At 58.5% G+C, this 10,485-nt stretch carries 19 protein-coding genes and 1 pseudogene; all 20 read left to right on the top strand.

Features of this window, described 5'->3' with window-relative positions:
- Positions 1-5 precede the first annotated feature (5 nt).
- The 20 genes and pseudogenes from tuf to rpsE all read left to right on the top strand — a co-directional run bounded on the left by tuf (position 6) and on the right by rpsE (position 10,452).
- Complete coding sequence (tuf, locus tag K5845_RS17460; protein WP_046476126.1) at positions 6-1,196, top strand: elongation factor Tu; 1,191 nt, start codon at positions 6-8, stop codon at positions 1,194-1,196.
- A gap of 180 nt (positions 1,197-1,376) precedes the next feature.
- Positions 1,377-1,685, top strand: coding sequence for a 30S ribosomal protein S10 (gene rpsJ / locus K5845_RS17455; protein WP_046476129.1), 309 nt, complete (start codon positions 1,377-1,379; stop codon positions 1,683-1,685).
- Between the two features lie 91 nt (positions 1,686-1,776).
- On the top strand, positions 1,777-2,490 hold the full coding sequence (gene rplC / locus K5845_RS17450) for a 50S ribosomal protein L3 (RefSeq protein WP_046476132.1): 714 nt from the start codon (positions 1,777-1,779) through the stop codon (positions 2,488-2,490).
- Positions 2,490-3,134, top strand: a complete 645-nt coding sequence (gene rplD / locus K5845_RS17445) for a 50S ribosomal protein L4 (protein ID WP_046476135.1) — start codon at positions 2,490-2,492, stop codon at positions 3,132-3,134. The genes rplC and rplD overlap by 1 nt, the downstream gene beginning before the upstream one ends.
- Entirely contained in the window at positions 3,131-3,424 is a 294-nt protein-coding gene (locus tag K5845_RS17440) for a 50S ribosomal protein L23 (protein WP_046476138.1), read from the top strand. Before rplD ends, K5845_RS17440 begins: the two co-directional genes overlap by 4 nt.
- Before the next feature lie 14 nt (positions 3,425-3,438).
- Positions 3,439-4,263, top strand: a complete 825-nt coding sequence (gene rplB / locus K5845_RS17435; protein WP_046476141.1) for a 50S ribosomal protein L2 — start codon at positions 3,439-3,441, stop codon at positions 4,261-4,263.
- A gap of 33 nt (positions 4,264-4,296) precedes the next feature.
- Positions 4,297-4,572 carry a 30S ribosomal protein S19 gene (rpsS, locus tag K5845_RS17430; protein WP_046476146.1) on the top strand — a complete coding sequence of 92 codons (276 nt, stop codon included), beginning with the start codon at positions 4,297-4,299 and terminating at the stop codon, positions 4,570-4,572.
- Positions 4,572-4,937: pseudogene (rplV, locus tag K5845_RS17425) on the top strand (50S ribosomal protein L22); the annotation flags it as partial. The gene rpsS and the pseudogene rplV, both read left to right, overlap by 1 nt.
- 80 nt (positions 4,938-5,017) lie before the next feature.
- Positions 5,018-5,746, top strand: coding sequence for a 30S ribosomal protein S3 (gene rpsC, locus K5845_RS17420; protein ID WP_046476158.1), 729 nt, complete (start codon positions 5,018-5,020; stop codon positions 5,744-5,746).
- 25 nt (positions 5,747-5,771) lie between these two features.
- Entirely contained in the window at positions 5,772-6,182 is a 411-nt protein-coding gene (gene rplP, locus K5845_RS17415) for a 50S ribosomal protein L16 (RefSeq protein WP_046476165.1), read from the top strand.
- Between the two features lie 38 nt (positions 6,183-6,220).
- Entirely contained in the window at positions 6,221-6,430 is a 210-nt protein-coding gene (gene rpmC, locus K5845_RS17410; protein ID WP_046476170.1) for a 50S ribosomal protein L29, read from the top strand.
- An 11-nt stretch (positions 6,431-6,441) separates the two neighbouring features.
- The gene (gene rpsQ, locus K5845_RS17405) at positions 6,442-6,678 is read left to right on the top strand and encodes a 30S ribosomal protein S17 (protein WP_046476174.1); all 237 of its coding nucleotides are present in this window, start codon (positions 6,442-6,444) and stop codon (positions 6,676-6,678) included.
- 120 nt (positions 6,679-6,798) lie between these two features.
- Complete coding sequence (gene rplN, locus K5845_RS17400) at positions 6,799-7,167, top strand: 50S ribosomal protein L14 (protein WP_046476177.1); 369 nt, start codon at positions 6,799-6,801, stop codon at positions 7,165-7,167.
- 1 nt (position 7,168) lies between these two features.
- Positions 7,169-7,495, top strand: a complete 327-nt coding sequence (gene rplX, locus K5845_RS17395; protein ID WP_046476182.1) for a 50S ribosomal protein L24 — start codon at positions 7,169-7,171, stop codon at positions 7,493-7,495.
- 66 nt (positions 7,496-7,561) lie between these two features.
- Positions 7,562-8,134, top strand: a complete 573-nt coding sequence (rplE, locus tag K5845_RS17390) for a 50S ribosomal protein L5 (RefSeq protein ID WP_046479823.1) — start codon at positions 7,562-7,564, stop codon at positions 8,132-8,134.
- 41 nt (positions 8,135-8,175) lie between these two features.
- Positions 8,176-8,481 (top strand): 30S ribosomal protein S14, encoded by a 306-nt coding sequence (gene rpsN, locus K5845_RS17385; RefSeq protein ID WP_046476186.1) that lies wholly within the window; start codon positions 8,176-8,178, stop codon positions 8,479-8,481.
- Positions 8,482-8,497: 16 nt separating this feature from the next.
- Positions 8,498-8,896 carry a 30S ribosomal protein S8 gene (rpsH, locus tag K5845_RS17380; protein WP_046476189.1) on the top strand — a complete coding sequence of 133 codons (399 nt, stop codon included), beginning with the start codon at positions 8,498-8,500 and terminating at the stop codon, positions 8,894-8,896.
- A 42-nt stretch (positions 8,897-8,938) separates the two neighbouring features.
- Positions 8,939-9,478 carry a 50S ribosomal protein L6 gene (gene rplF / locus K5845_RS17375; protein WP_046476193.1) on the top strand — a complete coding sequence of 180 codons (540 nt, stop codon included), beginning with the start codon at positions 8,939-8,941 and terminating at the stop codon, positions 9,476-9,478.
- Positions 9,479-9,489: 11 nt separating this feature from the next.
- On the top strand, positions 9,490-9,852 hold the full coding sequence (rplR, locus tag K5845_RS17370) for a 50S ribosomal protein L18 (RefSeq protein ID WP_046476196.1): 363 nt from the start codon (positions 9,490-9,492) through the stop codon (positions 9,850-9,852).
- A gap of 18 nt (positions 9,853-9,870) precedes the next feature.
- Positions 9,871-10,452: a 30S ribosomal protein S5 gene (gene rpsE, locus K5845_RS17365; protein ID WP_046476200.1), complete on the top strand. Its 582-nt coding sequence runs from the start codon at positions 9,871-9,873 to the stop codon at positions 10,450-10,452.
- Positions 10,453-10,485 lie beyond the last annotated feature (33 nt).

Genomic DNA, 10,485 nt, shown 5'->3' with positions numbered 1-10,485 from the left:
GAGCAATGGCCAAGGCGAAATTCGAGCGGACGAAGCCGCACGTAAACATCGGCACGATCGGTCACGTTGACCACGGAAAGACGTCTCTGACGGCAGCGATCACGAAGGTATTGGCTGAGACGGGTGGGGCAACGTTTTCAGCTTACGACCAGATTGACCGTGCACCGGAAGAGAAGGCTCGGGGCATCACGATTTCGACGTCGCACGTTGAGTATGAGACGGCGAACCGTCACTACGCGCACGTTGATTGCCCAGGTCACGCGGACTACGTGAAGAACATGATCACGGGTGCGGCGCAGATGGACGGCGCGATTCTGGTCGTTTCGGCTGCTGACGGCCCGATGCCACAGACGCGCGAGCACATTCTTCTGGCCCGTCAGGTCGGCGTTCCTGCCCTTGTCGTGTTCCTGAACAAGTGCGACATGGTCGACGATGAAGAGCTTCTTGAGCTCGTTGAGATGGAAGTGCGCGAGCTTCTGTCGTCTTACGAGTTCCCTGGCGACGACATCCCGATCACGAAGGGCTCGGCTCTGGTTGCTCTGGAAGACGGTGATGCGAAGCTCGGCCACGACGCGATCCTGGCTCTGATGCAGACGGTTGATGAATACATCCCGACGCCGGACCGTCCGAAGGATCAGCCGTTCCTGATGCCGATCGAAGACGTATTCTCGATTTCTGGCCGCGGTACGGTTGTTACGGGCCGTATTGAGCGTGGCATTGTTAAGGTCGGTGAGGAAGTCGAGATCGTCGGCATCCGTGATACGACGAAGACGACTGTCACGGGCGTTGAAATGTTCCGGAAGCTTCTGGATCAGGGCGAGGCTGGCGACAACGTTGGCGCTCTTCTTCGTGGTATCGGTCGTGAGGACGTTGAGCGCGGGCAGGTTCTTTGCAAGCCGGGCTCGATCAAGCCACACAAGAAGTTCAAGGCTGAGGCATACATCCTGACGAAGGAAGAAGGCGGCCGTCACACGCCGTTCTTCACGAACTATCGTCCTCAGTTTTACTTCCGTACGACGGACGTGACGGGTGTCGTCACGCTTCCAGAAGGCACGGAAATGGTTATGCCTGGCGACAACGTGTCGATGGACGTTGAGCTGATCACTCCGATCGCGATGGAAGAGAAGCTTCGCTTCGCGATCCGTGAAGGCGGCCGTACGGTCGGCGCGGGTGTTGTTGCCGCGATCGTCGAATAATGATCGCATCCGTTTTGGTGGCCCCTTAACAGGCCGCCAAAATGGGGCCAGTGGGCCGGGTGTTTTTGGATTTAGTGAAGAGAGGGACATCGCGTCCGGAAGCCAGTCTCAATAGCCAAGACAGTGGATTTCTCGCTGTCGGCAAGGGCAAATCCGGCCATCGGTGGATAGGCAAGAAACATGAACGGCCAGAATATTCGCATCCGGCTCAAAGCGTTCGATCATCGAATATTGGATGCTTCGACGCGAGAGATCGTGAACACCGCGAAACGCACAGGCGCTGAGGTGCGCGGGCCCATCCCGTTACCCACGCGGATTGAGCGCTTCACAGTGAACCGGTCTCCGCACATCGATAAGAAGAGCCGGGAGCAGTTCGAGATGCGTACGCATAAGCGTCTGCTGGATATCGTAGATCCGACGCCACAGACGGTGGACGCTCTCATGAAGCTCGACTTGGCCGCCGGCGTCGACGTCGAGATCAAGTTGTAAGACGACTTTCGCGAAGTTCGAGGTGGTCCTCTGCAGGGGCAATACAAATCCTCTTGTAAGACCGTTAAGCAATTAGGGAAGGAATGCTGACATGCGTTCCGGAGTGATCGCACAGAAGGTGGGAATGACCCGCATCTTCACCGACAACGGGGAGCATATCCCTGTCACGGTGTTGCGGCTCGAAAACTGCCAAGTGCTCGCGCACCGTACTGACGACAAGAATGGATACACGGCTCTTCAACTGGGAGCTGGTACGCGCAAACCATCGCGCGTGACGAAAGCCGAACGGGGCAATTTCGCTGTCGCTAAGGTTGAGCCTAAGCGCAAGATGGCTGAGTTTCGTGTGTCTCCTGACAACCTCATCGAAGTCGGCGCGGAAATCACCGCTGATCACTTCGTTCCAGGGCAGTTCGTCGACATTACGGGCACCTCAATCGGTAAGGGTTTCCAGGGCGCGATGAAGCGCTGGAACTTCGGCGGCCTCCGGGCTTCGCACGGCGTCTCGATCACGCATCGTAGCCATGGTTCGACCGGTCAACGCCAGGATCCTGGTAAGGTGTTCAAGGGCAAGAAGATGGCCGGGCACCTCGGGTCCGAGCGTGTGACGACGCAAAACTTGGTTGTCGTGCGCACTGATATCGATCGCGGCCTTGTAATGGTCCGCGGCGCGGTTCCGGGTCACAAGGGTGGCTGGGTTTTGATCCGTGATGCCGTGAAGAAGCAGCTGCCAAAGGATGCGCCGAAGCCTGGCGCGTTCAAGGCGCGCGACAATGGTGAAGCCGCAGCTGGGAAGGAGCATCAGTGATGAAAGCCGATGTGACGACTCTCGACGCGGCCAGCGCCGGTACCGTCGAACTCGCAGAACAGATCTACGGCCTCGAGCCGCGTCAGGATCTGTTGCAGCGCATGGTCCGCTATCAGTTGCTGAAGCGTATGGCTGGCACGCATCATGCTCAGGATCGTTCGGAAGTGAACGTTACGGGCAAGAAGGTGTACCGCCAGAAGGGTACCGGTGGTGCCCGTCACGGTGATAAGGCCGTCCCGCAGTGGCGCGGCGGTGGTAAGGCGTTCGGACCGAAGCCACGTAGTCATGCGATTGCGTTGCCGAAGAAGGTTCGCGCGCTGGCGCTGCGTCATGCGCTGTCTGCTAAAGCGAAGGCTGGCGAGATCATAGTTCTCGACAAGGCTCAAAGCGACGGCAAGACGGGCGTGCTCAAGGCGCAGTTGGCGAAGTTGGACTGGGCAAATGCGCTCATCATCGACGGCGCTGTGGTCGATGCCGCGTTTGCGCGTGCTGCACGTAACATTCCCAACATCGACGTACTGCCGGTGCAGGGGATCAACGTTTACGACATCTTGCGGCGCAAGAAACTAGTCCTGACCAAGGCCGCCGTTGAAGCTCTGGAAGAGCGATTCAATGGCAAGGCGTCCGGGGAGACGAGCCAATGATGAAGCTCAAGGCCTACGACATCATTCTGTCGCCGGTCATCACCGAGAAGGCGACGCTCCTTTCGGAAGCCAATCAGGTTGTCTTCAACGTCGCTAAGACCGCGAACAAGCCTGACATCAAAGCTGCCGTTGAAACGCTCTTCGGCGTAAAAGTGAAAGCTGTGAACACGTTCGTGCGCAAAGGCAAAAAGAAAGTCTTTCGCGGCCGGACAGGAGTTCTCAGCGATACCAAGAAGGCCATCGTTACGCTTGAGGACGGCCAGTCCATCGACGTGACGACCGGGCTTTAAGGAGATCGGGACCTATGGCACTTAAGACATTCCGACCGACTTCGCCCGGTTTGCGTCAGCTCGTTATCGTAAGCCGCAGCAACCTTTGGAAGGGTGCTCCGGTCAAGATGCTGACCGAGGGCAAGAAGAAGACCGGCGGTCGTAACACGCACGGGCGTATTACGACCCGTCACATCGGCGGCGGTCACAAGCAGACCTACCGCAAGATTGACTTCAAGCGGCGCAAATTCAACGTGCCGGCCGTTGTCGAGCGGCTGGAGTACGATCCGAACCGCACGGCGTTTATCGCGCTCATCAAGTATGAGGACGGTGAACTGAGCTACATCCTGGCGCCGCAGCGTCTGAATGCTGGCGACACGGTTGTGGCGGCTGAGACGGCTGACGTTAAGCCGGGCAATGCGATGCCATTGTCGGGCATGCCGATTGGGACGATCGTGCACAACGTCGAACTGAAGCCTGGCCATGGCGGTCAGATCGCTCGTTCGGCTGGCGCTTTCGTTCAGTTGGTCGGTCGCGACTCCGGTTGGGCTATCTTAAAGCTCAACTCGGGCGAAACACGCCGCGTTCATGCTGACTGCATGGCGAGCGTTGGTGCGGTTTCGAACTCGGATCACGCTAACACTGTAGACGGTAAAGCGGGCCGCACGCGCTGGAAGGGCACGCGCCCAACGGTTCGCGGTATCACCATGAACCCGATCGATCACCCAAACGGTGGTCGTACGAACGGCGGCAAGCACTGGGCTACGCCTTGGGGCAAGCCTACGAAGGGTGCGAAGACGCGTAAGAACAAGGCAACGGACAAATTCATTGTCCGCAGCCGTCACCTGAAGAAGAAGTAAGCGCCGCAGCGGCGCACGAAGGAGATAGACGCGGTGGCACGCTCAGTCTGGAAAGGTCCGTTTATTGACGGATACCTTCTGAAGAAGGCCGATAAGGTGCGCTCCTCGGGGCGCAATGAGATCATCAAGATCTGGACCCGTCGTTCGACGATCCTGCCGCAGTTCGTCGGCCTGACCTTCGGCGTCTACAACGGGCAGAAGCATATTCCCGTGAACGTGACCGAGGACATGATCGGTCACAAGTTCGGCGAGTTCGCGCCCACGCGTAACTTCCCGGGGCACGGCGGAGACAAGAAGGCGAGACGATAATGGGTAAGCCTAGCCGAGAGCGCAGCCTGCCAGAGAATGAGGCGAAGGCGGTTGCGCGCAACTTAAGAGTTTCGCCGCAGAAGCTTAACCTCGTCGCGGGACTTATCCGTGGCAAGAAGGTCGACGCCGCGTTGGCTGACCTCGAGTTCTCTCGCAAGCGCATCGCTCAGGACGTACGCAAGTGCGTTATGAGCGCGGTTGCTAACGCTGAAAACAACCATCAGCTGAGCATCGATCAGCTCGTGGTGGCGGAAGCCTACGTTGGCAAGAACCTTGTCATGAAGCGCTTCCATGCCCGCGGTCGTGGTCGCGCATCGATGGTGCATAAGCCGTTTTCGCAGATCACCGTGGTGGTGCGCGAAGTGGCTGAAGACGAAGAAAAGAAGTCCAAGGGGCGTAAGCGGTCCAAGGCTGCGGACGCCGTACAGGCCAAGGAGGCCGAATAATGGGTCAGAAGGTCAATCCGATCGGCCTGCGCGTCGGCATTAATCGCACCTGGGACAGCCGTTGGTTTGCCGGCGGCGCTGAGTATGGAAGGTTGCTGCACGAGGATATGGCTATCCGCGAGCACATCATGAAGCAGCAGCGCCAGGCTGGTATCTCTAAGGTCGTGATCGAACGCCCACACAAGAAGTGCCGCGTTACAGTGCATACGGCGCGTCCGGGTGTGCTAATCGGCAAGAAGGGGTCTGACATCGACAAGCTGCGTGGTGAGCTTTCGCGCCTGACCACCAGTGAGGTCCATCTCAACGTCCTCGAAGTGCGCAAGCCTGAGATCGATGCGACGTTGATTGCTGAGAACATTGCGCAGCAGCTAGAGCGCCGTGTGGCGTTCCGCCGTGCGATGAAGCGGGCGGTGCAGTCTGCGCTGCGGATGGGCGGTCTCGGTATCCGTATCAACGTCGCCGGCCGCCTGGGTGGCGCGGAAATCGCACGTACCGAATGGTATCGCGAGGGGCGCGTGCCGCTGCACACGCTGCGCGCCGACATCGATTTCGGATACGGCGAAGCGCAGACCGCTTATGGCATCATCGGTATCAAGGTTTGGGTGTTCAAGGGCGAAATCATTGAGCACGATCCGATGGCTGCTGAGCGTCGCGCGGTCGATATGCAGGAAGGTGGCGGTGGCGGCCGTCAGCGTCGTGAGCGCGGTGATCGCGGCGCAGACGCTTAAGAACGGGATATTTTGAGGACTGGTCATGCTGCAACCTAAGCGCACGAAGTACCGCAAGCAGTTCAAGGGACGTATTCACGGCGTTGCCAAAGGTGGCACGACGTTGAACTTCGGCTCGCACGGCTTGAAGGCGATGGAGCCGGAGCGGATCACGGCACGCCAGATTGAGGCCGCACGACGGGCAATTACGCGTCACATGAAGCGTGCTGGCCGCGTTTGGATCCGTGTGTTTCCAGATCTGCCGGTGACGTCAAAACCTGCCGAAGTCCGAATGGGTTCGGGTAAGGGTTCTCTGGAATATTGGGCGGCTCGCGTGAAGCCGGGTCGGATCATGTTCGAGCTTGATGGTGTGCCGGACGATATCGCCCGAGAGGCACTCGAGCTTGGAGCCCAGAAGCTGCCGATTAAGACGCGTGTCGTGTCGCGGATTGGCTAAGCCCGCCGGGACGAAAGAGATTACTTGAGGACGAAACGATGAAAGCCGCCGAGTTCAGGGATATGTCGCTCGATCAGCTCGACGACCAATTGGTCAAGCTCAAGAAGGAGCAGTTCAACCTGCGCTTTCAGAGGGCTTCGGGACAGCTCGAGAATACGTCGCGCTTTAAGGAAGTGCGTCGCGACATCGCGCGTGTCATGACGATCGCGACCGAGAAGCGTGCGGCCGGCGCTGGTAAAGACGCCTGAGGAGATAAGAAATGCCTAAGCGAATCCTGCACGGCGTCGTGGTGTCGGACAAGAACGACAAGACCGTGGTTGTTGAGGTCGAGCGCCGCTATACGCACCCGCTGTTCAAGAAGACGGTTCGCCGGACGAAGAAATACCATGCGCATGACGAGGCCAATCAATTCAAGATTGGAGATCGCGTGCAGATCGTAGAGACAGCACCGATCTCGAAAAACAAGAGATGGTCGGTGCTCGTACAGCAAGGTTAGGCGAAGGGGCTCGCCATTTGACGCGGGTCCCGGAAGCGATTGAAGGAAGTGCGCGCCGCGCCGCGCCATTGAAGATTTTCTAAGGCCGCGAGCGGGCGGGGTGGATAAGGAGCAAGTGCGATGATCCAGATGGAGACGAATCTCGACGTCGCCGACAATTCGGGCGCGCGCCGGGTGCAGTGCATCAAGGTGCTTGGCGGCTCGAAGCGGAAATACGCAACGGTCGGCGATATCATCGTTGTGTCCGTAAAGGAGGCGATCCCCAAAGGTCGCGTCAAGAAGGGCCAGGTGATGAAGGCTGTTGTTGTGCGCACCGCTAAGGGTGTTCGTCGCGCCGACGGTTCCTTGATCCGTTTTGATCGCAACGCCGCAGTGTTGATCAATCAGCAGGGTGAGCCTGTTGGTACCCGTATTTTCGGACCGGTTACGCGTGAATTAAGAGCGAAAAATCACATGAAGATTGTGTCGCTCGCGCCGGAGGTGATTTGAAATGGCGTTGGCCAAGATCAAAAAGGGTGACCACGTGATCGTGCTTGCTGGCCGCGATAAGGGCAAGCATGGCGAAGTGATCGAGGTTCGGCCGAATGAAGATCGTGCGCTTGTGCGCGGAGTGAACATGGTGCGCCGTCACCAGCGTCAGACGGCGCAGGAGGAGGGCGGCATCATCTCCAAGGAAGCGGCGATCCACCTGTCGAATCTCGCTTTGGAAGATCCGCGTGACGGGAAGCCGACGCGGGTTGGAACCAAGGTGCTTGAGGACGGCACGAAAGTGCGTATCGCTAAGCGCTCTGGCGAAGTAATTCCGGAGAAGAAGTAAGTCATGGCCGATAACGACAAAGCCAAGAAGGGCCGAAAGGCTGCAAAAGCCGCTCCGGCAGCCAATATGGCGCCGGCTAGCCCGCGCCCGGCTGATTACAAGCCGCGGCTGAAGAAGCATTATGAAGAAGTGGTGCGCGCGAAGCTGAAGGAGAAGTTTGGCTACGCGAACCCGATGATGATTCCGAAGCTCGAGAAGATTGTGTTGAACATGGGCATCGGCGAAGCCGTTGCTGATCGTAAGAAGGTGGAAAACGCCTCTTCCGATTTGGCGATGATCGCTGGTCAAAAGCCTGTGACCACGATCGCTCGCAAGTCGATCGCGACGTTTAAGGTCCGCGAAGGTATGGCTCTCGGTACGAAAGTCACGCTCCGTGGCGATCGGATGTACGAGTTCCTCGATCGGTTTGTGACGATCGCAATGCCGCGGATCAAGGACTTCAGAGGTCTCAATCCGAAGAGCTTCGATGGCCGTGGCAACTATGCCTGCGGTCTCAAAGAGCACATCGTGTTTCCGGAAATCGACTACGATAAGGTCGATCAGATCTGGGGCATGGACGTGATCGTATGTACTTCCGCGAAGAACGACGAGGAAGCTCGCGAGCTTCTGCGTGAATTCAATTTCCCTTTCCGTAGCTAGAGGACCTCGGGCGCACCCCGAAAGGCCTTTGGAGGATATGAATGGCAAAGACCGGCAAGATCCAGCACAACGAAAAGCGCCGCAAGCTGGCTGCGCAGTACGCAGAAAAGCGTAAGCGCTTGAAGGCTTCCGCGAAAGACATGACGCTTGGCGCTGAAGAGCGGTTTGCAGCACGTCTCAAACTGGCAGAACTGCCTCGGAATGCGTCGCCAACGCGTATTCGGAATCGTTGTGAGATTACCGGGCGTCCGCGGGCCTATTACCGCAAGCTCAAGATGTGCCGTAATCAGCTGCGTGAATTGGCGAGCCAGGGTCAGATCCCCGGCATGGTCAAGTCGAGCTGGTAAGGAGGGCCGAAACAGGATGTCTATGAACGATCCGCTAGGCGATATGCTGACCCGTATTCGTAACGCTCAGATGCGGCGGCGCCCGACTGTTTCTACGCCGGCTTCTAACCTGCGCGGCTGGGTGCTCGACGTATTGGCGTCGGAAGGATTTATCCGCGGTTATACGCGGGTGGAACAGAAGGGTGTAACGCCCGAATTTGAAATCGAATTGAAGTACTTCAATGGCCAGCCGGCGATTCGCACTATTAAGCGCGTTTCTAAGCCAGGCCGTCGTGTGTACTCACAAGTCAGGGATATCCCGACGGTGGCGAACGGGCTCGGTGTCTCGATCCTGTCCACTCCCAAGGGTGTGATGTCGGACGTGCGGGCTCGTGAAGAGAACGTCGGCGGCGAAATTCTCTGCAACGTATTCTAATTGGAAAGACCCGGTGGTTGCCGGGGTGAAAAGGTCAAACCCATGTCTCGCATCGGAAAGAAGCCTGTTCCTGTGCCGTCTGGCGTGACCGCAGCGCTCGACGGGCGGACGGTCAAGGTCAAAGGCTCTAAGGGCGAATTGGCGTTCACCGTTCCTGACGAGGTTACGGTCGAGAAGACTGATGCCGGCTTCGTCGTTACGCCGAAGGACAATAGCAAACGCGCTCGCTCTATGTGGGGCATGTCGCGTACGCGGATTGCCAGCCTCATGACGGGTGTTACGGAAGGCTACGAGAAAGTTCTGGAAATCCAGGGCGTCGGCTACCGTGCAGCCATGAAGGGCAAGGATCTGCAACTCAACGTCGGCTTCAGCCACGAAGTGGTGCACAAGATCCCAGCCGGCGTGCAGGTCGCGGTGGCAGGTGCCAAGCAGGAAATCGTGACGGTCAGCGGCATTGACAAGCAGCTCGTCGGGCAGGTGGCTGCCGAGATCCGTCGCTATCGTCCGCCGGAGCCTTATCAAGGTAAGGGTGTGCGTTATCGGGGCGAATACATCTTCCGCAAGGAAGGTAAGAAGAAATAAGGACAGGAACGATGGCGTCGCTGAGCAAGAAATTCGAAAAGCGTCGGACGCGTGTACGCCGCACCCTGAAGGCGCGTACCTCCGGTCGTCCGCGATTGTCGGTCTTTCGGTCGTCGAAGAACATCTACGCACAGATTATCGACGATGCGGCTGGGCGTACGCTTGCCGCGGCTTCGACGCTGGACGATGCGCTCCGAGGGAACATCAAGACCGGTGCAGACAAGGACGCAGCAGCGGCTGTCGGCAAGCTCGTCGCCGAGCGCGCCGTTGCTGCTGGTGTCAAAGAGGTTGTCTTCGACCGTGGTGGGTATCTGTTTCATGGGCGCGTCAAGGCGCTCGCGGACGCCGCGCGTGATGGCGGCCTGAGCTTCTAAAACGAAAGGACCACGACTGTGGCACGTTCTCCTGAAGGCCGCCGCGGCCGGGACCGCGATCGCGAAGAGCGCGACAGCGAATTTTCAGACAAGCTGGTTCACATCAACCGTGTGGCCAAGGTTGTCAAAGGCGGTAAGCGTTTCGGTTTTGCAGCGCTGGTTGTTGTCGGCGACGTGAAAGGTCGCGTTGGCTATGGCCACGGCAAGGCTCGCGAAGTGCCTGAAGCCATCCGTAAGGCTACGGAATCGGCGAAGCGCTCGTTGGTCCGCATCCCGCTGCGTGATGCACGCACGTTGCACCACGACAGCCAAGGCCGTCACGGCTCCGGTAAGGTTGTGCTACGCTCGGCGCCTCCGGGCACGGGTATCATCGCCGGTGGTGCAATGCGCGCTGTGTTCGAAATGCTTGGCGTGCAGGACGTTGTTGCGAAGTCGTTGGGTTCAACGAACCCTTACAACGTTATTCGTGCAACCTTCGATGCCCTGAAGCATCAGGAAAATCCCCGGACCGTGGCCGCACGTCGTGGCCTCAAGGTTTCGGATATCGTGGCCCGCCGCCGCGACGGTTCGTCCGCTTCGGAAGCAGCGGTAGAAGGCTAAGTTATTTAGAGCGAAGGCGCGGCCTGGCGGTTC

Source organism: Filomicrobium sp. (genome assembly GCF_025698805.1).
GTDB lineage: Bacteria > Pseudomonadota > Alphaproteobacteria > Rhizobiales > Hyphomicrobiaceae > Filomicrobium > Filomicrobium insigne.
This window is presented reverse-complemented; position numbering and strand designations above follow the sequence as displayed.

What these genes read in the sequence shown, in the direction of transcription:
- tuf (WP_046476126.1), top strand. Translation starts at nt 6, where the DNA reads ATGGCCAAGGCGAAATTCGAGCGGACGAAGCCGCACGTAAACATCGGC.
- rpsJ (WP_046476129.1), top strand. Translation starts at nt 1,377, where the DNA reads ATGAACGGCCAGAATATTCGCATCCGGCTCAAAGCGTTCGATCATCGA.
- rplC (WP_046476132.1), top strand. Translation starts at nt 1,777, where the DNA reads ATGCGTTCCGGAGTGATCGCACAGAAGGTGGGAATGACCCGCATCTTC.
- rplD (WP_046476135.1), top strand. Translation starts at nt 2,490, where the DNA reads ATGAAAGCCGATGTGACGACTCTCGACGCGGCCAGCGCCGGTACCGTC.
- K5845_RS17440 (WP_046476138.1), top strand. Translation starts at nt 3,131, where the DNA reads ATGATGAAGCTCAAGGCCTACGACATCATTCTGTCGCCGGTCATCACC.
- rplB (WP_046476141.1), top strand. Translation starts at nt 3,439, where the DNA reads ATGGCACTTAAGACATTCCGACCGACTTCGCCCGGTTTGCGTCAGCTC.
- rpsC (WP_046476158.1), top strand. Translation starts at nt 5,018, where the DNA reads ATGGGTCAGAAGGTCAATCCGATCGGCCTGCGCGTCGGCATTAATCGC.
- rplP (WP_046476165.1), top strand. Translation starts at nt 5,772, where the DNA reads ATGCTGCAACCTAAGCGCACGAAGTACCGCAAGCAGTTCAAGGGACGT.
- rpmC (WP_046476170.1), top strand. Translation starts at nt 6,221, where the DNA reads ATGAAAGCCGCCGAGTTCAGGGATATGTCGCTCGATCAGCTCGACGAC.
- rpsQ (WP_046476174.1), top strand. Translation starts at nt 6,442, where the DNA reads ATGCCTAAGCGAATCCTGCACGGCGTCGTGGTGTCGGACAAGAACGAC.
- rplN (WP_046476177.1), top strand. Translation starts at nt 6,799, where the DNA reads ATGATCCAGATGGAGACGAATCTCGACGTCGCCGACAATTCGGGCGCG.
- rplX (WP_046476182.1), top strand. Translation starts at nt 7,169, where the DNA reads ATGGCGTTGGCCAAGATCAAAAAGGGTGACCACGTGATCGTGCTTGCT.
- rplE (WP_046479823.1), top strand. Translation starts at nt 7,562, where the DNA reads ATGGCGCCGGCTAGCCCGCGCCCGGCTGATTACAAGCCGCGGCTGAAG.
- rpsN (WP_046476186.1), top strand. Translation starts at nt 8,176, where the DNA reads ATGGCAAAGACCGGCAAGATCCAGCACAACGAAAAGCGCCGCAAGCTG.
- rpsH (WP_046476189.1), top strand. Translation starts at nt 8,498, where the DNA reads ATGTCTATGAACGATCCGCTAGGCGATATGCTGACCCGTATTCGTAAC.
- rplF (WP_046476193.1), top strand. Translation starts at nt 8,939, where the DNA reads ATGTCTCGCATCGGAAAGAAGCCTGTTCCTGTGCCGTCTGGCGTGACC.
- rplR (WP_046476196.1), top strand. Translation starts at nt 9,490, where the DNA reads ATGGCGTCGCTGAGCAAGAAATTCGAAAAGCGTCGGACGCGTGTACGC.